Raw genomic sequence first — 26,009 nt, forward strand, 5'->3', positions numbered from 1 at the left:
CGGGAGAAAATATCATGCAGTTCGATTGGAGTGCCATCTGGCCCGCCATCCCCATTTTGTTAGAAGGTGCCAAAATGACCTTGTGGATCTCGGTCCTCGGTCTGATCGGTGGCCTGATGATCGGCCTTCTAGCCGGTTTTGCCCGCACCTACGGCGGTTGGATTGCCAACCATCTGGCACTGGTGTTCATTGAAGTGATACGCGGCACGCCAATTGTGGTTCAGGTGATGTTTATCTACTTCGCCTTACCGATGGCGTTTAGCAATTTGCGCATTGACCCGCTCAGTGCTGCCGTCGTCACCATCATGATCAACTCCGGTGCCTATATTGCAGAAATCACTCGCGGAGCAGTGCTGTCGATCCACAGCGGTTTCCGTGAGGCCGGGCTGGCTCTGGGGCTGTCCCGCCGCGAAACCATCCGTTATGTCATCATGCCGCTGGCACTGCGCCGCATGTTGCCACCGCTGGGTAACCAGTGGATCATCAGCATCAAGGACACGTCGCTGTTTATCGTGATTGGTGTAGCGGAACTGACCCGCCAGGGCCAGGAAATTATTGCCGGTAACTTCCGCGCGCTGGAAATCTGGAGCGCCGTGGCGGTTATTTATCTGATTATTACTCTGGTGCTGAGCTTCGTGCTGCGTCGGTTGGAAAGAAGGATGAAAATCCTGTGATTGAATTTAAAAATGTCTCCAAGCACTTTGGCCCAACCCAGGTGCTGCACAATATCGATCTGCAAATCAACAAAGGTGAAGTGGTGGTGATTATCGGGCCTTCCGGCTCTGGCAAATCAACGCTGCTGCGCTGTATCAACAAGCTGGAAGAAATCACCAGCGGTGAACTGGTGGTTGACGGCCTGAAGGTTAACGATCCGAAAGTGGACGATCGCCTGATCCGCCAGGAAGCAGGTATGGTATTCCAACAGTTTTACCTGTTCCCACACCTGACCGCACTGGAAAACGTCGCTTTCGGCCCGATCCGCGTGCGTGGCCTGAAAAAAGCCGATGCTGAAAAACTGGCGCGCGAACTGCTGGCAAAAGTGGGGTTGGCCGAACGTGCTCACCACTACCCTTCCGAGCTTTCTGGCGGCCAGCAGCAGCGTGTCGCGATTGCCCGTGCGTTGGCGGTGAAACCGAAAATGATGCTGTTCGATGAGCCTACCTCGGCACTCGATCCAGAGCTGCGCCACGAAGTGTTGAAGGTGATGCAGGATCTGGCTGAAGAAGGTATGACGATGGTGATCGTCACCCACGAAGTGGGGTTTGCTGAAAAAGTGGCGTCACGCCTGATCTTTATCGATAAAGGGCGAGTGGCCGAAGATGGCAACCCGCACGATCTGATCAACAACCCACCGAGCCCGCGCCTGCGTGAGTTCCTGCAACACGTTTCCTGATCGATTACATCAAACCTGCGGGCATTAAACCTGCCCGCTTTTTACTACCAGCGCTCTGCCGCCCAAGCGGCTTGCTGCTCGCCATTGTGGAAGGTCCAGGCCACAAAGCGGCTGATCTTCTGCCCCTGTGCCATGTCGATAGTACGCACTTCCAGTGCCCCTGCTCGCTTTAGCGCGGCATAGATAGCGGGTAACGTAGTGTTTTTAGAAACCAGCGAAGTAAACCACAGGCAGTTTTGCGCCTTGCTGACGCTCTCTTCTACCATCTTGCACACAAAGGCTTCTTCGCCACCCTCACACCATAATTCATTATTCTTACCACCAAAATTCTGTACCGGCTGGTCAGCCACCTCTCCTTTCCCCAATTTGTGCAGCTTACGGCGCGTACTGGCGCGCGCTTCCTGCTCAGAAGCGTGGAAAGGTGGATTGCACAACGTGGCATCAAAACGTTCTGCAACCCCGATGATGCCAGTAAAAATAAACTCCGGCTGTTTTTGCTGACGTAAACGCACGCTGTTCTTCAACGTTGGGTTCATGGCAACAATCATTTTGGCGGCATTCAGTGAAACCGGATCGATTTCCGAGCCGGTAAAGCGCCAGCCATATTCGCGTTGGCCCACAATCGGGTAAATACAGTTAGCCCCCACGCCCACATCCAGAATCGCGACGCCTTTACCGCGCGGGATCTCCCCGCCATTGCTGGTGGCCAGCAAGTCGGCCAGGTGATGCACATAGTCAGCACGCCCGGGGATCGGCGGGCAAAGATAGTCAGCAGGAATATCCCAGTGCTCAATGCCGTAGAAATGTTGCAGCAAAGCACGGTTAAGCATTTTTACCGCCGCCGGATCGGCAAAATCCACCGAGATATCCCTCCAGGCATTGGGTTTAACGAAAGGTTCCAGCGCCGGGCAACTGGCAATCAATGCCGGAAAATCATAGCGTGAACGATGGCGATTGCGCGGATGCAGGCCGCTTTTCTGCTGCGGGAAGCTTTTCTTTTTTTCCACCGGGCGGGCTCTCTGAAAGGGTTTTCTGGCGCGTAAGATAGCACAAAGACGGTGAAAAAGAGCGGCTAAGGCGCTTGCAGACGAGGTGAAAAGCGGCAGAATGGAGGTTTGCCCCTTTCATGCAAGAGTGATTATGAGCAGCAGAACGCGTTATTATTATGAACCCGCAGAAGGCCACGGCCTGGCGCACGATCCGCTGAACGCTATCGTCGGCCCTCGGCCAATTGGTTGGATCTCCTCCCTCAGCGCCGCAGGCCAACGCAATCTGGCACCTTACAGCTTCTTCAACTGTTTTAACTATCGCCCACCCATCATCGGCTTTGCCAGCACCGGCTGGAAAGACAGCGTTGCCAATATCGTAGAAACCGGCGAATTCGTCTGGAACCTGACTACACGGCCATTGGCAGAAGCCATGAACAACAGCTCAGCAGCCTTGCCGCGTGGTGAGGATGAGTTTGCCTTTGCCGGATTAACGCCTGCTCCAGGGCGGCGCGTAAAAGCAGAGCTGGTCGCAGAAAGCCCAGTGAACTTTGAATGCCGCTTAACGCAGTGTATTCAGTTGCAAAATGCCGTAGGAGGAAACATCGAGACCTGGCTGGTATTGGGGGAAGTGGTCGCGGTACATATCGATTCAACGCTGCTCGATGAACAGGGCGTTTACCAGACTGCCGCCGCACAGCCAGTGTTACGTGCCGGTGGCCCAACGGCTTATTACGGCATTTCTGACCAACACCGGTTTGATCTGGTGCGCCCGGATGTGCGTAAGCCCTAAGAGCCACATACTGTCAGCATTCGGCCTGTTGCTGAGCTACAGGCCGAATACCAAGAACTAACGCTGGCTCGCCACCGACCAGTAGGTCAGCAGGTACAGGCTGGCAGAATAGTAGTCCTGATCGGAAACCAAGCGGTTGGTCAACTGCCCCCCGGCACCCAAGACTAAATCCCGCACCGCCATCATGCCGGGGCTTTGGTTATAACCGGCACGTGCGCCGCTCATCACGTCAACCCAAGCAGGAACGGCTTGGCGATCGAACCCCTGCCAAAACCGGATGAAAGGGGCAAGCGCCGGGTTATTGTCCTGATACCAGTGGATATATAATGGGATACGCACCGCGTCAAAGCCAAAACGGGCTGGCCAGCCATTAGCAGGGGCCATACGCCCGTCGGCAAATAACGTGACCCAATCTGTCGGGATCCGAGCTTTACCGAATGACATTTTGTTGATCAAAGCCAGGCCATCGTCACTCAGGTTTTTCCACACCAGCAGATGCGTTTGTTCGTAAAAAGCTTGCCACGCCGGAAAGGCAAAATAAGAAGGGTTCAGGGTGATCGAGTTCGATTGCTTAAAACCGCTGACGCCTGGCAGCAATACGTTATAACCGGCGTATTTCACCAGCGTATTGCGCAGCAATGAGCGCTGTATTTCAGAAGAGCTTCTGAGATACTCCCGAACATTCCATTTCTTGCCAGCTTCTAACAGTGCCCAGGCTATAAAGATATCGCCATCGGTAGCATTGTTTTTATCCGCAATCGGGATGGCTTTGCCGGGTTCATAGCGCCAGGAAAACAGCCCGATATCTTTGCGCAATAACGTCGCGTTAGTCCAGCGCCACATACTGTCAAAGGCCTGGCGGTCATTATTATACACCGCCAGCAACATGGCATAGCCCTGCCCTTCGGTATGGCTGATATTTTTATTACCCGTATCAACCACCCGTCCGTCAGGTAATAAAAACCGCTGTTTATACAGGGTCCACCCGTTATCTTCCGCCTGAGAGCCGAAAGAAAACAGTAATCCTGTCAGCAGAGCCAATATCCTGATCCAACCTCGAGTATATTTCGCCACAATATTCACCCCTATTGACCGTTTTTGTAGCTAAATACCAAGGCCTGCTGTGCCAATTGAGGGTTCCAGCGCAAAGAGACATGCGGAGCGCCACCCTGAGCCTGCAACCAAGTGGCATAGACTCCTTCCAGCACAGTAGCAAAAGACAGGTTCCACATTGGCTCGTTATCAGGGTCAGGTGTTTGTGGATAAGCATGATGTTTCAGCACTATTTCTTGTTCGCTTGCCTCAACCTGCACCCATCCCCAATCGAAATGGCTCAGCACGGCGTTGATACCATCCTCAAGTTCCCCTACCGTCTGCGCATCCGGTAAACGCGTTTTCTCCGCCAACTGGCTGCCCATCAAACGCAGAAAATCCCGGCTATCCGCGTCATCAGCAGAAGCAAGAATGCCAGAAAAAATAACTTCTATCAGGCTCGACCAGCCGGGTTTAAACTGCTGACGGCGGTAATAATCGAGCTCATAAGACGCATTATTAATATCTTGCATGGTTATTTCCCATCTAACAGATATTTAAAATAGAGCAAAGCAGTGCTCTCGGAATAGCTGCCGAAAGTGTCATAACCCAACTGCCCCCCAACCAACATGCTCGGCGTAACTTTATAAGTTCCTGCCGCTTTCAGGCTATAGCCAATGCCGCTTTTATCTTCGGCGGCATACCTTGCTTCCTTACCATAACCTTGGCTAACTAAACCCTCTAATTGGGACTGGAGGTCAGGATCATTTGGGAAATAGTCGCTTTCCTGATTGTGATAAGACTGATAGCCGACGTTCCCACCCAACATGTACGTGAAATCATCCTGCTTTTTAGTAAATTCAATTGGCAGCGAAATACTGACATAATCCTGCGGGCTGAAATATCCCCCCTGACCATAGCTGAAGTAGCTCAAGTTTTTGTCAAAGTTCATATAATTCACGTTGACGCCGACTTTCAGCTCATCTTCATCATTTTTATACGGGCGAATGTAAGCCCCTAAAATTCCATTGACACTTTTGTTGCTGGCAACGTTATCCCCCAGATAGCTGTAATAACCCGCCCCACCATAAGCACCCACGGTACCATCATCGAATCCCAGATTCAGGCTACCGCCGTTCTTGGTGACTGCCCCCCACTTCTTGCCGGTAATCACATCTTCAGTACCAACATAAGAGAGCAGGCTGTCAGCCATCGCTCGCCGCTCCAACGTCATATCCAGCTTCGTATTGGTGCTCACCTTCGGCGACCATTTCACACCACCAACGACCGAGCTGATCCCCGTCCCCAGCGGAGTGCTGCCGACGTCCAGTTTGTAGCTGTCGCCACTGAGTGCCAAAGCCAGTTCAACCCCGGTTTCTTGCTGTTGCCCCGGGGAGTCAGCATAAAAATCATTAGGGTTATATTTCTGCGGCTGAGTCACCTGAGAATCAAGCAACTGCTTTTCCTCATAGGCTTGCGCCTGCGCGATCGTCGCGGCATCACATTCAGCCGATGTGGCGTCGATCGAACACAGATGATCGCGCGTCGCATGAATTTCCTGGTAACGCAGCGCGGCCTGTTGCGCTGCGGCAATCGAGTTCTGTGAAGCAATAATCGAAGCCTGCGTCGCCGCTTCTACCGCTTTAGCCTGTTGCAGCGCCCCAGTACCAAAGCGAACGTTGGCAGAGTTGGACGGCGTGCCCGACTTCAGCATCACTGGAGTGACGCCAAATGTCACCCGTCCATTGTCGATCGGCATCCCCGACACGCTGATCGGGCTCTTTATTTCAGTAATATTACTTAGCCCATTCTCGCCGCTGCTGTTATCACGCAGCGCGATATCACCCTGTACCCAGGTCGCCGTTTTGTTTTGCACCTCATCCATCAGTTGCTCGATCTGCTGCAACGTAGGGTTCTTGGCGGGCAAGTTAGGTACGCGAGTAACATAACTCCCCGCCAGACCGGGAGAGGCAATCTGCCAAGGCAACACTTCACCATAGGCAGAAGGAGACCCCATGGCAGTCAGGCTGGATGGCGTAACGGCCTGCCCGGCAAACGGATTATCGGCCATTTTCAGCCCACCAATCATCGCCGTCTGCCCGCCTCCGCCTCCTGTCACCATGCTCACGCCATTCAAGCGGCCTTTTGCCTCACGCAACAAAGACATGGCTCGCGTATAATCACCATCAGCCTGCGCAACACGCGCTGCGAGCAGGAGTTGATCCGGCGTTTTTATCGCTGGCAGCCCACCCAGCAACTGCTTGGCCCTGCTGATGTCACCCTCGGCCAAAGCAATCCCGGTAGCCCCTTCACGCGCCCCCTGATTCAGGCTGTTACGGCTCAATAGATAGTTATATACCTGCCCGGCTTCCTTGTTCATTTTGCCGGATTGATAGAGGCGCCCCATGGCTAACATAACGTCCGCATTTTGCGGATCGTTCTGCAAAGCCGCGATCAGCTTGTCGTAAGCCGCCCCATATTGCCCTTGCAAGCGCAGTTTATCGGCTTCATTGATCACACTCCCATTGCGTAACTGGCCGATCTCTCTTGCCGAACTCTTTGCCAGCAACGCCGGATTATTCAGCCATGCATCGGCTTCCTGGGTTAACCCGGCCTGATTAAGCACTGCGATCTGGGCGGAATAATCGCCAGCATTACCTTTGACACCGAGGCGCATATTCTCGCGCACCAGCGCCACTGCCGTAGAGGTATCACCAACCGCCATCAGATCTTTAGCCAACGCCCCCAGCGCTGCCGGTTCAGTTGGCGGTTTTTGGGCCATTTGGCGCAGGATCACCGCCGCACTGGCGGTATTCCCCTGCCGCAGGTAATTTTCGGCACTGACTCGTTGCTGATTGACGGAGGCCACGGCAGCCAGTTCGCGCATCTCACGAGTCTGCTTCGAAGGTGGGATACGCGCCATCAACGTAGAAACATTCAGCCAGTCATTACGTTCCGAAGCAAACAGGGCGGCAGCATAGAGGCCATCTGTCGTCGCCCCCATCTGCATCATGGGGGAAATAAGCGTTTGAGCCTGAAGCTCCTGCCCCTGTTTATACAGGATGCGCGCCATATCCAAACGCACCCAGACATTCGATGGCTGTTTCTCCAGAGCCTGCTGCAGAATCATCTGCGCACGCGGTGCGTCGTTATTCTGTAGCGCTAACGCGGCCTCTTTACGCAATGGTTCAACGTTGACACCCGCAACTGGCCGCATCACTTTAGGCCGCAGATCGGCAGGGATCGTCTGCAGAACCAGTTCGGCCTCTTTCTCTTTGTTACGCTGTTGCAACAGCAGATAATACAGCCCCAGCTTTGCATCATTATTCTGTGGGTTCTGCGCCAGCAGCCCACGGTAGTCCTGTTCTGCCGCCGTGAAATCCCCTTTTCTGCGGGAAACGTCTGCCCGGAACAGCGTAACAGCATTACCTTTATCGCCCGTGGCATTGGCCATCGGCGCAGTGATCGCTAATGCCTCATCGAGTTGGCCTGCCTTAAGCGCCTGTTTAGCTTTGGTCAATGAACCGTAGAAGTTGGCATCCTGAGCTAACGTGCCCCACTGTGCGCTTTGCGGGCCACCTTGCTTCGCCGCCTGGGTAAGATAACTCTCCGCCTGACCAAAATCGCCGCTGCGCATAGCGGTAAAGCCCATACCTGCCAAGGCATCCCTGTCGTTAGGGTTACTGGCAAGCACGCTTTCGAACTGGCTCTTCGCACCGCTCAACTGGCCCTTATTCAGCTCGGCATAACCCGCGCTCTTGGCCGCCCCGGCTATATTCTGCTGATAGTAGGCTGCAACCGCTTTATCTTCCGGGTGCCGTTGCTGATAGGCATCGTACAGCGGTTTGTCAGAAGGCTGCGGAGCCAACCACAGCAAAGCCTGTTTCACTCCCTGATCGGCATCTTTATTGGTAGGAGCAAGCGCAGCCAGCATATTGATCCCATCCCGGCGCGTCGATTCCTGATAAGTCATCACCTTCCCCAGAACTAGCTGGGTTTGGGCATCGCTCGGCTGCAAGGCCAGGCGCTGTTTCAGGCCATCAATCGCCTCTTGCCTGCCCTCGGGGGCTCCCGCCAGAGTGAGATAATACTCATTGGCCAGATTGTCGATGGGGGTTTTGCCATTGAAAATAGCCTGATAGCTGGCAATTGCCTGAGGGAAGTTGCCTGTCGCTGCATATTGCCGAGCCTGAGCCAGCATATTTTTAGCCACTGGCGACTGAACCAGATTATTGCCATCCAGTGCCTTCAAGCGCGGATCGTTAGGCGCTACAGTGCTGAGTTTTTTCCGCCACAGATCGGCATTTTCCTTGTCTCCGCCCTGCATGGCGTACAGAGACAACAGATACATCGCCTCGGTATTGTTTTCATCCATCAGCAGAACTTTCTGCAGCGCACCCTGAGCCAGCTCATCATGAGACTTATCATGCCAATACGCTGCCTGTTCAAAGAGCGCTTTCAGGGCCGGGTTGCTGTCATCGGCCATTACAGAGACCGAGAATACCGTCAGGCCAGCCAAAGAGGCTGAATAAAGTTTCTTTTTCAGCAATAAGTTCAATTGGTTATACCCCATGGGCAGCTCCTGTATGGCTCCGGGCCGAGACAGATTTTAATCTTCATCTTCCGCATCTCTCCCTAAACGTTTGGCTGCGTGCTTTCTCAACAGAATGTAAAGACTCAGCCCCAACACCACAGAAACCACCAAACCAGCCAGAGACAAAAGCACTACGTGTTTACTGGCGTACCAGATAAAAATCAGATACCAAGGCAGCTCCCCGCTTGGGAACTGGGCACCGACCTGGAAACTGTTCACACCATTCTGATCGGTAATCACCGCCAGATCGCCACGGATCCCGGCGTTAATCTTCAATGATTTCAGATCGGTATAAATCTTGTTCATCCCACCATCATCGGTAGCACTGGCGACCACCACTACCCGTTGCGGATCCCAGGCAGAACGGAAGCTTAAAAAGCCGCGCCAATCAGCCAGTGAAGACAGGTAGCGATCGGCATCAAGCCCTTGTGTTTGCCAGTTCCCCTCCAGATAAGCCAGCATCCGTTCCCGCATCGACTGTGGCTTCACGGTCAGTGACCCGTTGGGGTCTAAAGCAAACGGTACATCCTGCAACAATCGCTGATAAAACTCGGTCTGAGCCAATGAAGCGACCACCAGCACATCTTGTGCCTGGAATTCGGGGTCTTCCATTTCATTGCCCTTCAACCCGAACCTGATATCCGCATTGCTGATGGCACTCCCGGTTGCCGTGCCAGCCCTAGCCGCCAGATTAAGCAGGGCCCGAACCTCATTTATAGTAGGTTTTTCAGCTAATAACAGGACGGTCTGAGAAAAATCAGCCAATCTGCTGAATGGGAAGGCAGCCCCAACATAATAAGAGAGATTGGGCAGCTCAGTGAAGTGATGGGTTTCGCTCAGATCGATGTAAGAATCGGGCCCGATGCGGCTCTTGATGATGTCGCTACCCGCCGGATTACAGGCAGCGTTATTTTTAGGCACGATAGAAAAATAGAGCTCCAGCATGTTATCGCCGTAAATCAGATAAGGCGGCAAAGGCAGGCTGTAGCTTTCCTGGCGGGTATCACCACCAAATTGACGCCACAACAGTTGCAGCAACCCGGTTTTATTGACCGGCAGGTTGCGTAAAAAAGTCCCGTTCAGCGTGGCACTCAATTGCGATTTGCTTTCATCAATCCAGTTGTCAGTAGGGAAACGGTAATCGACCTGCAACGGTACGTTTCTGCCATCCCACATAAACAGATCCGGTGCAGCGCGGAAGGGAATGCGCACCGCATCATGATAGACACCGGTCACCGTCAGTTCATCGACATCGGCCACCAGTTCACTGAATTTAACCGGGCGGGTGGTGTTGATCCAACGCGGCGCATCATAAGGAAGACGTAAAGGAATAGTCACCGGCTCCACCGACAAAAGCGGCGTTTTCTCCGGCAATGGTTCGCTGACCAGGCGATATGCCGCCTGACGCATCTCCACACTATTATTGCCCATCACCAGTAACAGCTTGTAAACCGGGTTCAACGGATTGTCGATCACCTGCAGCGTTGGGCCCTCGACCTGCGGTAACGTCAACTGGTCAATCTGCTCCCCTGAATGGGCGAAAATAATCCCATTCTGCTCCGGCAGCGCATCCTGTAATACCCGGAAATCAAGATTGTTATGGCGCGCCAATGTCCCCAAATAAGAACTGACCATCGCCGCAGCACCAACATCCTCTGGTCTCTTGGCCTGACTGAACACGACGTTCACCACAGAAGATTGCATCGATTGCGGATCGAAAAACGGGCGAGGGAAACGACCAAGATTCTGGCCGATATTCAACACCTGGCCTTCCATCTGCAAGCGGCTGGAAGGCAATATTTTGACCCAGTATTTGTTGGCAACCCCTTTTTCGCACTGCATCGCCGTATCATTGCTGTTTTTAATACTGAAGCTCAGATTGTTACTTGCCACCACCATAGCTGCTGGGATAGGGATCTTATAGGTCACCTTGGCCTTATGAAGTTTATTCAGCAAATGCTGGCTCAGTGGCTGCCCATTCAGCATCAGATGCAGTTCGGTATCGCCCTCCATCAAGGCGGGGGATACTTCAACATCCAGCAGCAGGTTTGCAGAGGTAATCACCGAATCACTCGGCAATGTAAAGGTAATCCCGGATTGACGCTGCCAGTTGCTCAGCGTCAGCCCGGCGGGTTGCCCCATGTCGGTAACGCTAAGTGTCGACTCAACCAATTGATTTAATACAGCCTGAGGGACTGCGGGCTGTTGTGTCGAACTATCAGTCTGAGCATTCCCCGTAGGCTGCGCCGGGGCATCAGTTGGCCGAGGTAGCGATGGCAAACTTGGCAGGTTCGGTAACCCTGACAGGTTCGGCAAGCTTGGTGTGTTTTGAACTTCGCTTCCTGGTGAAACGGGAACGGCAGGCGCCCCTGATTCGGCTGCGTTCAAAAAAGCGGGCAAGCAGAACCCTAAAAACAGGCTGCTTGCCAGAACTATGACCGTTGGTAGCGTTTTTCCCACTACTCTCATATTGCTTGTTCCTTTTCCTGACCCGGTTTTACATCAGGATGCTTATTATTGCGCTGCTTTTTCTTGGCCCGCCGATCTTGCCAGGAGAAATAAAACAGCTCAAAAATGCAACGAAGAATCCCAAGGAATGAACGCAGTGGCCGATCGGGCGCATGAGGTTTATCGCGGATCCAGGCATCAGCCCTGGCAAGAACCACTCTCACCAGCTCTCGCCGTTTTTCAATTGGCAATTCCTGGAACATCAACCGGGTAACCGATTTATCAACATCAATCACTTCCACCGGGAAAGAAACGACGCCTGACTTTAAGGCCAATTCAACTTCTTCAATAGGGTCGTCCAAGAAGCGCTCATCCGGGGTTTTCAATCTTACCCCGCCCATTGAAAGATCCAGCGTTTCCGTGCGCATGGCTGCGCCACTGGCAAAATAGAGCACGGCAGGAATGGTGGCCTCAACCCGGATAGTTTTCCTGACCTGGCGGGTTTCGCGAGCGACCGCAATAGAAGCCAGCAGTATGATCATACTGAAACTGGCCCAGGCAATATTCAACGCAATAACCTGCGGGTTGGCACCATAATGGTCCGGCATAAACAGGCGAATCACGCCCCATGCCGTTCCCAGCAACAACAATCCCACCGCAATAATGTGTGGCCTGACAATGTGGAAGTCAAAATAGTTATCGTCCAGCAACGCCCCTTTATCCGTCACGTTAAATTTACCGTGCTTTGGTGAGATCATCGCCAACAGGGTAGGAATAACCAGATGGAAACACATGACGGTCTCATAGATTTCCCCCCAGAATGAATAACGGTATCGCCCCGTCGCCCTCGAGTTGATATAAATCGACATAACCAGATGAGGAAGCACGTAGGCGAAAATCAACCCAGCCGATGAGGCGATAATATTCAGGTTGAATAACAAATAAATCAGCGGTGCGGTACAGAAGATGACCCTGGGCAAACCGTATTGAAAATGCAGCATGGCGTTCAGATAACACAAACGCTGCTGCCAGGTCAGGCCGCGCCCAAATAACGGATTATCCACCCGGAAGATCTGCGTCATTCCGCGTGCCCAGCGAGTTCGCTGAATCACGTGCAACCCCAGACGCTCGGTTGCCAAGCCTGCCGCCAAAGGAAGTGCCAGGAATGCCGATCCCCATCCTAAACGCTGCATTTTCAACGCGGTGTGGGCATCTTCAGTCACGGTTTCAACCGCAAACCCTCCCACCTCTTCCAACGCCGTGCGGCGGATTACCGCACAGGAGCCACAGAAAAACGTTGCATTCCAGTTGTCGTTACCCTGCTGTACCGGCCCGTAAAACAGCGCCCCTTCGTTAGGGACCTTGCTCGCTTCGGATAAATTACGTTCGAAAGGATCTGGCGAATAGAAATAGTGCGGGGTTTGGATCAAGGCTAAGCGATCATCAACTAAAAAACTGCCTACTGTAGCCTGCAAAAAAGCCCGGGTAGCAACGTGGTCACAGTCAAACACGGTGATCAGTTCCCCTTGAGTCACGGTCAGTGCGTTATTCAGGTTGCCCGCTTTGGCATGCTTGTTGTCGTTTCTGGTGATATATCCTACGCCAGCATCCGCGCAGAATACGGCAAATTCATTACGTTTGCCGTCGTCAAGCACATAGATCTTCATCTTGTCTTTGGGATAATCGATGCACTGTGCCGCCAGCACCGTATCGCGCACCACATCCATGCTTTCGTTATAGGTGGGAATATACACGTCAACCGTTGGCCAGAGTGAAACATCATCAGGCAAGGGTTCAATGGTTCTTTTTAATGACCAGGTGGTTTGTATATACCCAAACAGCAAAATGACCAAAGCGTAAAGCTCGGTCATAAAGAGAGCGATCCCCAGTACGGCTTCCAGAGTCGTATTAAAATGCAGGGTTTCTGTCGCACGCCAGTATATGTAACGCAATGACATCATCGTTGACATGACGATCATGATCAGCGTGACTTTCTTGCTTTTGCTCACCCCTAAAATAAATACGATAGCAATACAAATGAAGCCAAAGATGTATTGATTATCACTGCTCATCGGCGCAATGATGATAAGAACAATCAAAGGTAAGGCCAACAGCAGTAAGAAAGAGAAAAATAATTTATTCATAGCTGACCAAACTGTCCTTATTAAGAACTATAAATAGACGCAGTATGATGATATGAACCATCTCCCACATTCAGCCCTAAAATAATTGCTACTTTTTTACTGATATGATCAACATCGAATGCCGCAGCCGAAACGGGACTGATATCCATGATTGCCCGCTGTGATGCATTTGCCTCAGCCACACATTCATCACGATGAATCGTGCCCAACAATTTATTCTGTAAACGCTGTTCAAAGAAATGCGTGATATCTCTGCTCAAGGTGCGTCTCATGTCACTCTGATTCACCACGTAATAATCTTCAGCACTATGATTATGCGGTTTATTCAAGAACTTATGCTGCTCGATCAGGGGCAACAGGCTGAGAGAAGCCGCATCAGCCATTAGAACAACGATGCGCATGTCTGCCGCTGCTTCAATGGCTTTCAGAGCGGCATTACGGCCCGGGGGCATATCCGCAATCACCACCAGATCAGGCACCTTAAGCACGGCACTCAGGCCACGCTGGATGAACATCGGCTCGTTCATCAGGTTATCCTCAAATATGAGCCTCTCTTCCTCTGTCACTTCACCATAAGGTAAAACAAACAGGTTCGGCCCGGCCTTCAGGATAAACTGGCTCCAATCAGATAAGGTGTCAGATTGAGCCACAAAGCCGCGATTATCGGCAATGGGTACACCAAAATGGAGACGTAGCGCGTTCTGTGAATCAAAATCCACCACGAGAACCTTACTGCCGCTGCGGGCCAAAGCATAAGCCAAGTTAGCAGCAACTGTAGTTTTCCCTACCCCTCCCTTGGGAGAACAAACACAGACTAACGGCATGAGGCAATAATCTCTAAAAGTGGTTTGAGTAATGCATTACGGCCAGTACTAACGGCTTCTCCAGCAGAAGCGGTCTTTTTGCTGAACATTCTTTTGAAACGTTGTGTATCCAGCGCCTGAGAAGGCTGCGGCGCTGGCGTCACCACCTGGGCTTCAACCGGTTCAACCCTGCTGCGTTCAGGTGCTGGAGGAATGGTCTGGTTAAAATCGTGGGAAAAATACTTGGGCGCTGAGGGATTTTGGGTTGGGGCAACATTAGGTTGCACAGGGCGATGTACATTGGGTGATGGCGTTGAGGAAAACTCACTGGCGCTCACTGGCGTCGGTTGCATACTGCGCTCAATACCCGAGGCAATGCCATTACCTGCTTCTGCAACCTGTTCAACAATAGACCAGCGATGCAAGGCCGATGAGCCATCGTCCTTAGGAAACTCTTTATAATCAATATCTTTCATATTGATTTTCTTTTTGAACTGCTGGACATCATCATATTTGCTCATCATCCATACCTATAAGATTAGACTTCGCATTCTATGCAATGCATGCAAATAGCCCATGCTGAAAACGTGATTGACAATCCTAAACACGCATCTATTAATTTAAGTATTTCTTCCCTACGGCTTAAATAGAGTAGTCGGAAATTTCTGTTTTACAGCATGGAATGCCGCAAAACGGGGGGATTTTTCCTGCCCAAACGGATGTATTTCGAGCTTCATCAGGCAGATACCCCCACTGGCCCAAAAGCTCTTTTTGAGTGTAATCCACTTTTGTAAAGTTATACACCCGCGTTTTTAAACTTTTCTGGCCTGGAGACAGATAGCATTTCTGATGACGTTGAAGAGTGGCGTTTCCACAGGGGCACCTGAGCCAGGCCGTATTTCTGCTCAGGTTTCCCCCCTGTTCACCCATGCTTTCAGCGAAGACGTGCCAACCCTTGCTCCAGGGTCGCGACTTCGCCAGTCGCCAGCAGGCAGCAAGCGATCTGCCGAGCAAGCGGTTCAGGGATCGCCACCTCACCTGCCAGACAACGCTCAATCCAGCTTACCGTGGTTTGCACATCTTTAGTTGCAGGTAATTCAACCGGGACATCCTGCGCTGGCCGCTCCAATAACACTCGTTGCTCACTATCAGCAATGTAATGTATCTGCGGGCAACGCTGCGGATTGGCATAGGCTTCACCTTCCGTCCCCTGCATCAGCAAGCCACGCGCCCCAATCTGGCGGAAAAACGACGCCACACGCCCAACGTACTCCGGGTGTGAAACGCTGGCGATGCGCAGCACGTCTTCATCACCAAAGGGTGTGGCCAATTTCGCCAAGGTATGGGCGCTGTTACGCACCCCCATTTTCCAACGGAGGTCGAGCTGGGTTTCCATGGGGGGAGAAAGTACAGAGATTGGCATAAAGACCGGCAGCCCTTGCTCCAATCGCTGTTGCGCATGCTCAGGATCTGCAGACCACGGCACGCCAAGCAAGGGGAAGATCTCCGCGCTGGTGACGCGGGTGCTGTCATTTAACACCCCATGCACCACGACCGGTAATCCCACTCGGGCCAGCAATAAAGCCAGCAGTGGCGTCAGGTTGGCCTGCTTTCGCGCCCCGTTGTAACTCGGCAAGACAACCGGCATCGGGCGGCCCCGAGGCTTTTGCAGGCGTATCACCTGTTGCTGCATCGCCTGATAGAAACCCAGCATTTCTGCTTCGGCTTCTCCTTTAATACGCATAGCGATCAGTATGCCGCCTAATTCCAGCTCTGGAACCTTGCCCGCCAGCATCGCCTGATACAGTTGAAATGCGGTTTCCTGATTCAGGTCGCGCGCATGATTTTTACCACGACCTATTTCTTTGATTATTTTGGTGTAATCCATCATTCAGTCCCGCTGATTCATTTTGCTATAGCATAACTTATTCGCGGCACCGCTCAACCTCATCGGCCAACTGCTGTTGCACGCTGTCACCGGCCTGCAACCCGGCGATCACGCCGCTGACATCTTCTGCACTGCGGTTCTGGCTCATTTTCCACTTGCCCTCGCGCCGCGTTATCGCAATTTCAATCCCGACGATACCTTTCATCTGGCTGGCAATATAGTTAGCCGGGGCGTCATCAATCTGCCACGGCTCCGGCTGTTGGCTTTCCTGTAATCGGGTCAATCCGTCTAACTGCTGGCGTAACCAGAGTGGATCATGCGTCACCGTTGGCACACCCCACATATGCACTGCCGCATAGTTCCAGGTCGGCACTACTTTGCCGCTCTGGCTTTTGCTTTGATACCAGTTCGGCGAGATATAGCCTTCAACCCCTTGGAATACCACCAAGCACTCCTGCACCGTTTGCAGCACCTGCCAATGAGGGTTAGCACGTGCCACATGTGCCCTCAGGGTCACCCGCCCTTGCTGATCGACATCGACCAGAAAAGGGATCGGATCCGCCAATAACCCCTGCGAACCATGGCTGATTAACAGGCCCAGCGGATTAGCGCGTACTAAGGCCAGTTGGGTCTCTACATCGTCTTCACGGAATGAGGCGGGCTGATACATAGCGCATAACGTCCTTATTATCAGAAAAGTTTTATAGTTGTATCACGATTTACCCTAAGTACCAGAATGAGATAATATCCATATGCATCTCAAAGGATTACATTTATCTAGCCAAACATGGATTGAAAAATGGAAGTTTATATTGGTTTAGCCATCGTTGCCGTGGTGCTGCTCTGGGCAATTATCACCTATAACCGCTTTGTCTCACTACGGCGTTTTAAAGACGAAGCCTGGAGCGGTATCGCCGTGCAGCTCAAGCGCCGCCACGATCTGGCGCCGAATCTGTTGAGCCTGGTAAAACGCTATGCTCAACACGAAAAAGAGTTACTGGAAGAAATCACCCGCCAACGCAGCAACCTGGTGGGCAATACTCGCCAGCTTGCCGAGAGTGAACGGCAATATTCAGGCACTCTGGGGCGTATTTTTGCCTTGGCAGAAGCTTATCCTGAACTTAAGGCCAACGAAAATTTTCTGGCCTTGCAACAATCACTGGCAGAAATAGAAGAACAGCTCCAGATGGCGCGTCGTTATTTCAATAGCACAGTGCGCGATTTCAATATTCTGGTGGAGTCTTTCCCCAGTTTACTGCTGGCCCGCGCATTCAATTTTAACGTAGACACCTTCTTTGAGCTTGAAGATCCCGAAGATGCCAAACTCCCACGGATGGAATAGCAGGATGGCAAACTGGCTTACGAGAGTACGGTGCGTTTTCTGGCTGTTTTTGGTGTTGGCACCAGGAGTTGCTCAAGCGGCAACCGATGATATTGCCATCAGCGTCTCCGTTACCCCTGCCAGCACAAACCAAAGCGAAAGCACTAACAGACTCGAACGTGCGAATGAGCATATTCTCTCCTTCGATGCCCGTGCGCGGTTTAATACCGATGGCAGCATGCTGATGAACGAAAACATCAAGGTGTTGTCACTCGGGCAACAAATACGTCGGGGGATTTTCCGCACTCTGCCGCTCACCTGGAACCGGCAGGACGGCAAGATTTTCAGCGTCGACTATCAGATCCAAAACGTATTACGCGATGGCGTAGCCGAACCTTTCAGCGTGGTGAAAGAAGGGAAAACGCTCACCGTCCGCATTGGCAGTGCGGAACACCTTCTGCAGCCCGGCGTTTACAGCTATGAGATTCAGTATCGAATAAGTAACCACTTCAGTCGCTTCCCCGATTGGGATGAACTTTATTGGAACGTAACCGGTAACGACTGGGCCTATTCCATTGATAAAGCCAGTTTTCATCTGGAATTACCGGAATCCAGCGCGTTTCTGAATCCCGAAGGTAAAGACACCCGGTTGCAATCGATTGATATTTATACCGGTAGGCCAGGTGCCAAAGAGCAAGATGCCCGGATCCTGGCTGATGGCAGTGTACAAACCATGCAGCCGCTACAACAGGGCAAAGGGTTGACCGTCGTTTACACCTGGCCACGCAGCATTCTTGCCGATGCGCCTGCTCCAGAAGCCGCTTTACCGTTGATACATCTGTTGCTGCCAACGGTGAAAACCAGCAGTTTGTGGATACCGGTGTTCCTCCTGCTCGGTTACTACCTGCTTTGGTGGCGTAAAAATGTGACCGCGACAGGGTTAAAAATGCCACCGATTGTGCCGCTGTACGCACTCCCTGCCGATATGTCACCAGGTTATCTGCGTTTTATTACCCAGCGTAAGTACGATGATATCGCCTTTTCCAGCGATCTGCTGGATCTGGTCGCGAAGCGCGCTCTGGATATTACGGACAAACAGAGCACCACTAAACGCGCCGCCAATGAACAGTGGTTATCGCTACGAACGGATGAAAACAAAAAGCCGTTGAACGTTAATGATAAAAAGTTGCTGAGCATACTGTTTAGCGGTGATCGTAAAAACATCAACCTTAGCAAAGCTTATCAACGGCCAATGCAGAACGCCCGTCAGGAGTTGGAGAAACGCTGTACGGCACAGCAGAAACAATTATTCGTGCAACGCTCTGGGCCAATATGGCGCGGGATCCTGATCATGCTGCTGGTGCCACTGATCTGTGGCACGCTGTTCAACGCTGGTGTAGCAATAGTCACCATTCCCGCGTTATTGCTGTTGCTGGTGGGCCTGACACTGCTTTCTTTTCTACTCAGGCTGTTATTCAACCCAAGAAAAATATTGAACGACTGGGGATTTTTCTCCCTGTTCCTCGCCCTGATATTTGGCCCGCTGGCTACGTTCGCCAGCGGTCTGTTGATGTTTAACCTATTCCCTATAACCCAGTTACCCGCCGGATACGTGGGTGCACTGCTACTGGTTATGCTGTTCTGCGTGGGCTTTGGTTGGATAGCACCACGTTACACACAGCAAGGGTTGAATAATTTAGCGACCGCTCAAGGGCTGAAACTGTATCTTGGCGCGGCGGAAAAGCACCGCTATCAGACACTTTACCCGCCCGACAAGCTGGCTTCCCATTTTGAGCGGATGCTCCCGTATGCCTTGGCCCTCGGTGTAGGGAAAACCTGGGCAAATACGTTCTCCCAATACCTGATCAGCACCGGAACCATGTCAGAGGTCTTTGCTAACGCGGATTGGGATAGCGTGCATCATTTCAGCCAATCCTGCGGTTCATCATCCAAGGCAACCCCTAGCAGCAGTTCAGGTTCAAGCTCGGGATCGAGCTCAAGCTACAGCGGCTCCGGCTCTTCCGGTGGGGGTTCGTCAGGGGGTGGTTCTGGCGGCGGCGGTGGCGGTGGTTGGTAAGCATTGCGCCACGTCAGGGTTAACCGGCGTGGCGTGGCTTCTGAGACTTCATGCATGCCGCCGACAAGCAACTCGAATTATTTGCGGCTATCGAAGATCAACTTACAGGCCAGCCCAGCAAAAACGCTACTTAGCAGATAATTAGGCCAGCGGGCACTGAATCGCTGCCGTAAAAAGCGGCGTTTCATCCTGCTAACCACCGCGATCACCGTTCCGTTTACCACCAACCCGATCGCATTGAGGATAGTGGCCAGAACCAGCATCTGCCCTACCACCGATCCCGCCCGTGGATCAATAAATTGTGGAAACAACGCCAGCACAAACAGCGCCATTTTAGGATTGAGGATATTGGTCAGTAGCCCTTGCTGAAAGATCCGGCTTGCTGGAATCGTCTGTAATCCAGCAGATAACTGCAAGTTACTGCCAGAACGCAACGTCTTCCAGGCCAGATAGAGCAGATAGGCCGCACCAGCCAAACGCAGTGCGTCGTAAGCGAGCGGCACAGAAACAAAAAGTTGCGAAAGCCCCAGCGCCGCCGCCAACGCATGGCAGTAAGTACCCAACTGAATCCCCGCCAGCGAGGCAAAGCCCGCGCCTTGCCCTTGGCTAAGGCTACGGGAAGCAATCAGCAGCATATCTGGGCCAGGAGTCATGGCTAACGCCAGACAGGCACCGGTGAACAAGAGCAATGTAGAAGCGTCAATCATATTTCACCTAGGTTAGTGATGCGCTGAGAAAACAGAGGGTTAATATTCACCGGATCACATCTTTTACCCTAACAGAACCTTCAGGCAACTTATTTCTGCTGATAAACTGACGAATCCCATACTTAACCATCCATCCCCAGCAAATTCATCCCGGCGGCAGCCAGCAGAATCATTGCTGCTCCGGCAAACTGCAGCGTCACCAGATGGTGGCCAAACGCCAACCGATCAACCCCGATTGCGGCAATAGGGTAGATAAACGACAGCGAACCGGTCAGATAGGTGGGTAACTTCTGAATCGCCCCGTACAACAACACATACATTAAACCGGTATGTACTATGCCAAGCGTCACCAACATTCCCCACTGATGATTGCTGGCCTGAGAGTGAAAATCGACAAACGGTAACAACATCACTGCCCCAACCGTCACCTGAAGCAGAGCAATTAAGTGTGGTGGGGTACCTTTCAGACGTTTTGCGGCTAACGCCATCAGTGCATAGAAGAATGCGGCGCCAAGCGACAGCAAAATCCCCCATAGATAGGTCTGTTGTCCCGCAGAGGAGTTAGGTTGCGCCAACACCACCAACATCATGCCGATAAAGGCCAGTAACAGCCAAAGTAGTTTACGCACCGTCAATCTTTCACCAAGAAATAGTGTTCCAAGCCCTACCAACATAAAAGGTTGGGTGTTGTACACTGCGGTCGCGATGGAAATAGAGGCATACGAGTAAGCGGCAAATAGCAGCAACCAATTCACCACCAGAGCCACACCACCGGCTATCGCCAACAGCAAAACGCGGCGCGTTAACCGGTCGCGCTTTAGCTGGCCTAATAAAGCACACACCACCACCAGAACTAACGCCCCAACGGTACAACGCCAAAACACCACGTTAATGACTGGCTGACCAGATATCAGTACAAACCAGCCAATACTGCCGGAGATCAACATGGCGATCACCATCTCCAGCGAACCGCGTTTTATCTCTGCATTCATCCTCAATCCCTCCAAATAAACCGAGTATTAGCTTGCAGTTTTAAGCTCTGGTTTTACATGGCATAAAAAAGGCATATATGCTTAACTGCCTTTATATCGCAGGTTAAAAGGTGAATTTACCTAATGGAGAGTTTATGGATGATATCGATCGCCAGATTCTGACTATTCTGGCTATGGATGCGCGCATTTCGTTAAAAGCACTGAGTGCCCAAGCCGGTCTTTCATCCCCCAGCACCTCAGAGCGGCTGCGGCGGCTGGAAGAAAACGGCGCAATCCAGGGCTATACGCTGAACATCAATTTACAGTCAATTGGCTACAGTTTTCAGTCACTGGTGCGTATCAAACCCTTACCCGGTATGCTGAAAAAAGTGGAACTGATCCTGCAGCAGATCCCTGAGGTGATTGAGTGCGACAAAGTCACTGGTGAAGATTGCTTCATCGCCCGTTTGGTATCACGCTCAATGGATCAACTCGATCAAGTACTGGATAAGCTGGCAGAACATGCTCAGTGCAACACTTCTATCGTCAAAAATACGCCGGTAAAGCGCCGTTTACCTCCCTTGGCCTAATCAACGGCGGCGGCGAGCAAACGGGTTTTTGCCCTTTTTCTCTTTCTTCGCTGCGCTGGCTGCGGATTTCAGCGCCGCCAAGTGCGCCTTGTCGGCTTCCGGCACCTCACGCTGCTCGATCGGGAATACCGGCAGTGCTGCCAGCAGGCGCGAGCCGTAGCTCTTGGTCAACAGGCGACGATCATAAATCACAATTTCACCGTGGCATTGATTGCTGCGAATCAATCGCCCTACCTGTTGGATCAGGTTAAACGACGCACTCGGCAAGCTTTGTACCTCAAAGGGATAGCGATTTAGCGATTTCAGCCATTCACCTTCGGTCAAAATCACCGGGCTGTCGATCGGCGGGAAAGCAATCTTGTGGATATGCACCTGGGTTAACAGTTCCCCTTTCAGATCCAGCCCTTCAGCAAACGACTGCAACCCCACCAGAACGCTGGCGGTGCCTTTCTCCACCCGTTTACGGTGTTCCTCCACCAACCGATAGCGCGGCTGATCGCCTTGCACCAACAGCATCAGGCGCAGATCGCTCACGTAGCTCAAAAAGGTCTGCATGGCACGGTGGCTGCTGAACAGGATCAGCATCCCTTTATGCTGACCGCTGGCCTGCTCACCACGGAAGAAACGCGCCATTTCTTCCAGATGCTCGGCCTCGTTGGCCATCGCCGGTTCAAAGCGCATTTTGGGAATGACGATTTTGCCCTGCTCAACGTGGTTAAACGGCGAATCGAGGGTTTCGAAGCGATCGCCCGCCTTCTCGCTCAGCCCGCTCATCTCTTGCAGGCGCGAGAAGCTGTTAAGCGAGCGCAAAGTGGCCGAAGTGATCACGACATGCGGTATTTTGCGCCACAGCAGTTTTTCCAACTGATCGCTGACGCGGATGCCCACGCAGTGCAAATAAAGGTGTGTGACGTTGTCGCGCAGTTCACGCGCCACCCACTTGGAGATCGGCGCATTAGAAGACTTCTCCAGCGCCGCCAGCCGCCACAGCTTGCTCATTGCTTCCAGGTAACCCAGCGTGCGGCTCATCTGAATGATCGAACGGTGCAAGCGCACAATGTCATGCTTGCCGGTCTGTTCAGTGAGATCGTTAAGGATAAACTCCGCCAGCCCACGCAGCCCATCGGTGAGCTTGAATAAGCGTGCACAAATCTCGGCCATCTCAGCAGGCAGTTCACCCATCTCGAAACGGTGCTCGGCATTGCTGCTATCGGGCGGTAGATATGCGTTGACCTGATGCTCAAAAATCTGGAGCAGTTCACGCATCTCTTCGCAATGGTTTTTCAGACGCTCGCTGTTCGCCAACCCCGGCGGATTTTTGGGCCGATACTGCGTCATGCACTGTTCAACCTGCCGCACGATCATATCGAGCTGAAGATTGCTCCACAGCGCGGTGATCTCCCCTTCCATTTCCAACGCATCCCGCGCGACTTCGGGCAGATGATGACCCTCATCCAGCACCAACAGCAGATCTTTCGGGTTCGGCAACACCGATTCAGTTTCCAGCGCCGCCATCACCAAAGCATGGTTAGCCACCACCACATCGGCGGTCTCGATCTCTTTACGCGCGATATAAAATGGGCATTCGCGGATGTAGTGGCAGTTGCGGCCCAAGCAGTTGGCCTTATCGGTACTCAATTTGGCCCAAAGTGCGTCGTCGAGCGATTGCTGATAATGATCGCGCAAACCATCCCATTCGTAGCGGCTAAGGGCTTTCGACAACTTCTGGCAGAGCGCTTGCTCTTCACCATTCGACGGTGCCAGTTCATCCTCATCCAGATACAACATCAGATCGCCCTGCCCGGCCACGTCAGTGCTCATCGCCGCCAGATTACGTGGGCAAACATAACGCCCACGGCCAAATGCACCGGTGAATTTCAGATCTGGAATGATCTTCTTCAACAGTGGCAAATCTTTACTGTAGATCTGATCCTGCAGCGCCACGTTGGCAGTGCTGACCACCAGCGGTTTGCTCTCAGCACGACCAACGGCAATCCCCGGAATCAGGTACGAAAGCGTTTTGCCCACGCCAGTCGGGGCTTCGATCGCCAGATGGCGTGGATAATCTCCGGCAAGGGTTTTCGCCACTTCGGCAATCATCTGCCGCTGTGGAGCACGGGAAATAAAATCCGGTATTTGTTGCTGCAGGGCTTTGTACCACTGGCCGATCTGATCTTTAACTGCGGAGGAGAGCGCCATTCAACTCTTATCTAAACGAAATGATGGCGCTATTGTCCCACAGACTGCCGGTGGCGTCAGCCCGAGTTATGGTTGGCTGGCCTACAATGCGCAGCGCCCCGCACTAAACGACGGTTGATGAAGATGGATAAGCACAGACCATCGCCTTCTTTACCCGATGAAAACCAACCTGAAAAGTGATTCCTCTCCTCGCGCCATACAGATGTAAATAATCTGTCATAAATACATCACACAACTGCGGTAAAAATTCTGCGTTGCGCACGTTCTGGCAGAACATTAAAGCGGTAATACCGCTAATAACAAGTCTCTTTCAATCATATAAAGCAGGGAAAACCATGAAACCTCATCTTCTTGCAGTCATTATTCCGGCCCTTTTCGTTGCTCAAGCTGCACAGGCAGCAGAAATCTATAATAAAGATGGCAATAAGCTTGACCTTTATGGCCGTGTAAAAGCACTGCATTATTTCTCTGATGACACAGGCAATGACGGTGACAAAACGTATGTACGCCTCGGTTTTAAAGGTGCAACACAGATTAACGATCTGCTGAGCGGTTATGGCCAGTGGGAATATCAGATTGCGGCCAACCACAGTGAAGCTGATGGCACCAGAGATACCAAAACCCGTCTCGGTTTTGCGGGTTTGAAGGTAAAAGACTTTGGTTCATTTGATTATGGTCGCAATTACGGTGTGATTTATGATGTCGGGGCATTTACCGATGTGCTCCCGGAATTTGGCGCTGACTCCTTTATCAAGACCGACAACTTTATGACTGGCCGGGCTACCGGTGTCGCCACCTACCGTAACAGCGATTTCTTTGGCATGGTAGATGGCCTGAAATTCGCCCTGCAATATCAAGGTAAAAACGAGAACGACCGCAGCGACAACCTCAGCAAAGCGAATGGTGATGGTTTTGGCCTGTCGTCCAGCTATGCCATTATTGATGGCCTGACTGTCGGTGCCGCTTATGCCGCCTCCAATCGGACCGAAGGCCAGAAATTAAGTACTTACGGCAAAGGTGACAAGGCTGAAATTTGGGCAACCGGATTGAAGTATGATGCCAACAACGTCTATCTGGCCGCCACCTACGCCGAAACCCATAATTTAACAGCCATTTCAGGCAACGCGAACATTAATAACACCACCAGCAAAGTGAGTGGCTTCGCCAATAAAACCAATAACGTAGAGCTGGTTGCTCAATACCAGTTTGATTTTGGTTTGCGCCCATCGCTGGCCTATGTGCAATCCAAAGCCAAAGAGATTGAAAACATCGGTGATACCGATCTGGTGAAATACTTCGACGTGGGAAGTTATTACTACTTCAATAAAAACATGTCTACTTATGTGGATTATAAAATCAACCGGCTCAACAGCGATAATAAGCTGGGGTTAAAAACAGATAATGTGATCGCAGTTGCGCTGACTTATCAGTTTTAACTGATTACATCCATCATGCCTCAAGTTGTTTGGGTATAAACAACCAAATTCCCTTGTTGATTTATTTACCGGGCTGCTGCGCCCGGTTTTTTCATTACAGCATTTTCTGCCAAAATAAAGCACATCCTGCGGCATCTTGTAATTGATAACCGGCAAAACCAAATTTACGGTAACTGGCTTGCGCCACCGTATTCCCCTGCAGGACTTCCAGAGTAATCTTGCAACAGCCACGCTGGCGCGCTTCCGCCTCTACCGCCGCCAACAGGTGTTGGCTAATACCCAAACCACGGAACGCAGAAGAAACGGCCATATCGTGAATATTCAACAGCGGCTGGCAACTGAATGTAGAAAAGCCCTCAAAACAGTTAGCCAACCCGGCACCTTTACCATCAACCAGCGCCAACAACGTTAGGGCAAATGGCCGCTTTGCCAGTTCCTGCACCAAATGGGTGCGCGCATAATCACTCAGCGGTTCCGCGCCCCCCATAGGATCACGGGCATAATGATCAAGCAATTCGATGATTAACGCTGCGTGTTGCGGGTTAGCGTAATCGGCCTTTATCACTTCAATTTTCATTCCCTGTCCCTTAGAACCCTGCATTGCTGACCTAGGCCCTAACCATTTAA

Annotated in this window: 21 protein-coding genes; 7 read left to right on the forward strand and 14 right to left on the reverse strand. The window is 52.0% G+C overall.

Features of this window, described 5'->3' with window-relative positions; translation table 11 throughout:
* The first annotated feature begins 14 nt into the window (after positions 1-14).
* Both glnP and glnQ read left to right on the forward strand, forming a co-directional pair.
* On the forward strand, positions 15-674 hold the full coding sequence (gene glnP, locus IV04_RS02670) for a glutamine ABC transporter permease GlnP (RefSeq protein WP_037397231.1): 660 nt from the start codon (positions 15-17) through the stop codon (positions 672-674).
* On the forward strand, positions 671-1,393 hold the full coding sequence (gene glnQ / locus IV04_RS02675; protein WP_037397227.1) for a glutamine ABC transporter ATP-binding protein GlnQ: 723 nt from the start codon (positions 671-673) through the stop codon (positions 1,391-1,393). Before glnP ends, glnQ begins: the two co-directional genes overlap by 4 nt.
* Before the next feature lie 44 nt (positions 1,394-1,437).
* Here the strand turns inward: glnQ and rlmF are convergent, their stop codons facing one another.
* Positions 1,438-2,400, reverse strand: a complete 963-nt coding sequence (rlmF, locus tag IV04_RS02680) for a 23S rRNA (adenine(1618)-N(6))-methyltransferase RlmF (protein WP_037397225.1) — start codon at positions 2,398-2,400, stop codon at positions 1,438-1,440.
* Positions 2,401-2,533: 133 nt separating this feature from the next.
* Here rlmF and IV04_RS02685 point away from each other — a divergent pair, with 133 nt between their 5' ends.
* Positions 2,534-3,172, forward strand: coding sequence for a flavin reductase family protein (locus tag IV04_RS02685; protein ID WP_037397224.1), 639 nt, complete (start codon positions 2,534-2,536; stop codon positions 3,170-3,172).
* A gap of 57 nt (positions 3,173-3,229) precedes the next feature.
* Here IV04_RS02685 and IV04_RS02690 read toward each other — a convergent pair whose 3' ends face one another.
* The 9 genes from IV04_RS02690 to IV04_RS02730 all read right to left on the reverse strand — a co-directional run bounded on the left by IV04_RS02690 (position 3,230) and on the right by IV04_RS02730 (position 16,751).
* Positions 3,230-4,213: a glycosyl hydrolase family 8 gene (locus IV04_RS02690; protein WP_231566263.1), complete on the reverse strand. Its 984-nt coding sequence runs from the start codon at positions 4,211-4,213 to the stop codon at positions 3,230-3,232.
* 44 nt (positions 4,214-4,257) lie between these two features.
* Entirely contained in the window at positions 4,258-4,737 is a 480-nt protein-coding gene (gene bcsD / locus IV04_RS02695) for a cellulose biosynthesis protein BcsD (protein WP_037397221.1), read from the reverse strand.
* 2 nt (positions 4,738-4,739) lie between these two features.
* Positions 4,740-8,777: a cellulose biosynthesis protein BcsC gene (locus IV04_RS02700; RefSeq protein WP_037397218.1), complete on the reverse strand. Its 4,038-nt coding sequence runs from the start codon at positions 8,775-8,777 to the stop codon at positions 4,740-4,742.
* A 36-nt stretch (positions 8,778-8,813) separates the two neighbouring features.
* Positions 8,814-11,267, reverse strand: coding sequence for a cellulose biosynthesis cyclic di-GMP-binding regulatory protein BcsB (gene bcsB, locus IV04_RS02705; RefSeq protein ID WP_037397215.1), 2,454 nt, complete (start codon positions 11,265-11,267; stop codon positions 8,814-8,816).
* Positions 11,264-13,390: a UDP-forming cellulose synthase catalytic subunit gene (bcsA, locus tag IV04_RS02710; protein ID WP_051916604.1), complete on the reverse strand. Its 2,127-nt coding sequence runs from the start codon at positions 13,388-13,390 to the stop codon at positions 11,264-11,266. The genes bcsB and bcsA overlap by 4 nt, the downstream gene beginning before the upstream one ends.
* 20 nt (positions 13,391-13,410) lie before the next feature.
* Positions 13,411-14,214: a cellulose biosynthesis protein BcsQ gene (gene bcsQ / locus IV04_RS02715; protein WP_037397212.1), complete on the reverse strand. Its 804-nt coding sequence runs from the start codon at positions 14,212-14,214 to the stop codon at positions 13,411-13,413.
* Positions 14,205-14,669 carry a cellulose biosynthesis protein BcsO gene (locus IV04_RS02720; protein ID WP_231566262.1) on the reverse strand — a complete coding sequence of 155 codons (465 nt, stop codon included), beginning with the start codon at positions 14,667-14,669 and terminating at the stop codon, positions 14,205-14,207. The genes bcsQ and IV04_RS02720 overlap by 10 nt, the downstream gene beginning before the upstream one ends.
* A gap of 458 nt (positions 14,670-15,127) precedes the next feature.
* Positions 15,128-16,081, reverse strand: coding sequence for a DNA-binding protein YbiB (ybiB, locus tag IV04_RS02725; protein WP_037397333.1), 954 nt, complete (start codon positions 16,079-16,081; stop codon positions 15,128-15,130).
* Between the two features lie 37 nt (positions 16,082-16,118).
* On the reverse strand, positions 16,119-16,751 hold the full coding sequence (locus IV04_RS02730; protein ID WP_037397206.1) for an FMN-binding negative transcriptional regulator: 633 nt from the start codon (positions 16,749-16,751) through the stop codon (positions 16,119-16,121).
* A gap of 129 nt (positions 16,752-16,880) precedes the next feature.
* Here IV04_RS02730 and IV04_RS02735 point away from each other — a divergent pair, with 129 nt between their 5' ends.
* Complete coding sequence (locus tag IV04_RS02735; RefSeq protein ID WP_037397203.1) at positions 16,881-17,423, forward strand: LemA family protein; 543 nt, start codon at positions 16,881-16,883, stop codon at positions 17,421-17,423.
* 4 nt (positions 17,424-17,427) lie between these two features.
* The gene (locus IV04_RS02740; RefSeq protein ID WP_037397201.1) at positions 17,428-19,479 is read left to right on the forward strand and encodes a DUF2207 domain-containing protein; all 2,052 of its coding nucleotides are present in this window, start codon (positions 17,428-17,430) and stop codon (positions 19,477-19,479) included.
* 77 nt (positions 19,480-19,556) lie between these two features.
* Here IV04_RS02740 and IV04_RS02745 read toward each other — a convergent pair whose 3' ends face one another.
* Together IV04_RS02745 and IV04_RS02750 are read right to left on the reverse strand one after the other, a co-directional pair.
* Positions 19,557-20,186: a LysE family translocator gene (locus IV04_RS02745; protein ID WP_037397198.1), complete on the reverse strand. Its 630-nt coding sequence runs from the start codon at positions 20,184-20,186 to the stop codon at positions 19,557-19,559.
* Between the two features lie 122 nt (positions 20,187-20,308).
* Positions 20,309-21,178, reverse strand: coding sequence for a DMT family transporter (locus tag IV04_RS02750; protein WP_037397196.1), 870 nt, complete (start codon positions 21,176-21,178; stop codon positions 20,309-20,311).
* A gap of 134 nt (positions 21,179-21,312) precedes the next feature.
* On the opposite strand from IV04_RS02750, the gene IV04_RS02755 reads away from it, so the two are divergent.
* The gene (locus IV04_RS02755; protein WP_037440568.1) at positions 21,313-21,747 is read left to right on the forward strand and encodes an Lrp/AsnC family transcriptional regulator; all 435 of its coding nucleotides are present in this window, start codon (positions 21,313-21,315) and stop codon (positions 21,745-21,747) included.
* On the opposite strand, the gene dinG is transcribed toward IV04_RS02755, so the two are convergent.
* Entirely contained in the window at positions 21,748-23,946 is a 2,199-nt protein-coding gene (dinG, locus tag IV04_RS02760; RefSeq protein ID WP_037397189.1) for an ATP-dependent DNA helicase DinG, read from the reverse strand.
* A gap of 335 nt (positions 23,947-24,281) precedes the next feature.
* Here dinG and ompC point away from each other — a divergent pair, with 335 nt between their 5' ends.
* A complete protein-coding gene (gene ompC / locus IV04_RS02765; RefSeq protein ID WP_037397186.1) occupies positions 24,282-25,382 on the forward strand; it encodes a porin OmpC in 1,101 nt (366 codons plus the stop codon).
* 94 nt (positions 25,383-25,476) lie between these two features.
* Here the strand turns inward: ompC and IV04_RS02770 are convergent, their stop codons facing one another.
* Positions 25,477-25,959 carry a GNAT family N-acetyltransferase gene (locus IV04_RS02770; RefSeq protein ID WP_037397183.1) on the reverse strand — a complete coding sequence of 161 codons (483 nt, stop codon included), beginning with the start codon at positions 25,957-25,959 and terminating at the stop codon, positions 25,477-25,479.
* Positions 25,960-26,009 lie beyond the last annotated feature (50 nt).

The sequence above is a fragment of the Serratia sp. Ag1 genome (assembly GCF_000743355.1).
Taxonomy (GTDB): domain Bacteria; phylum Pseudomonadota; class Gammaproteobacteria; order Enterobacterales; family Enterobacteriaceae; genus Chania.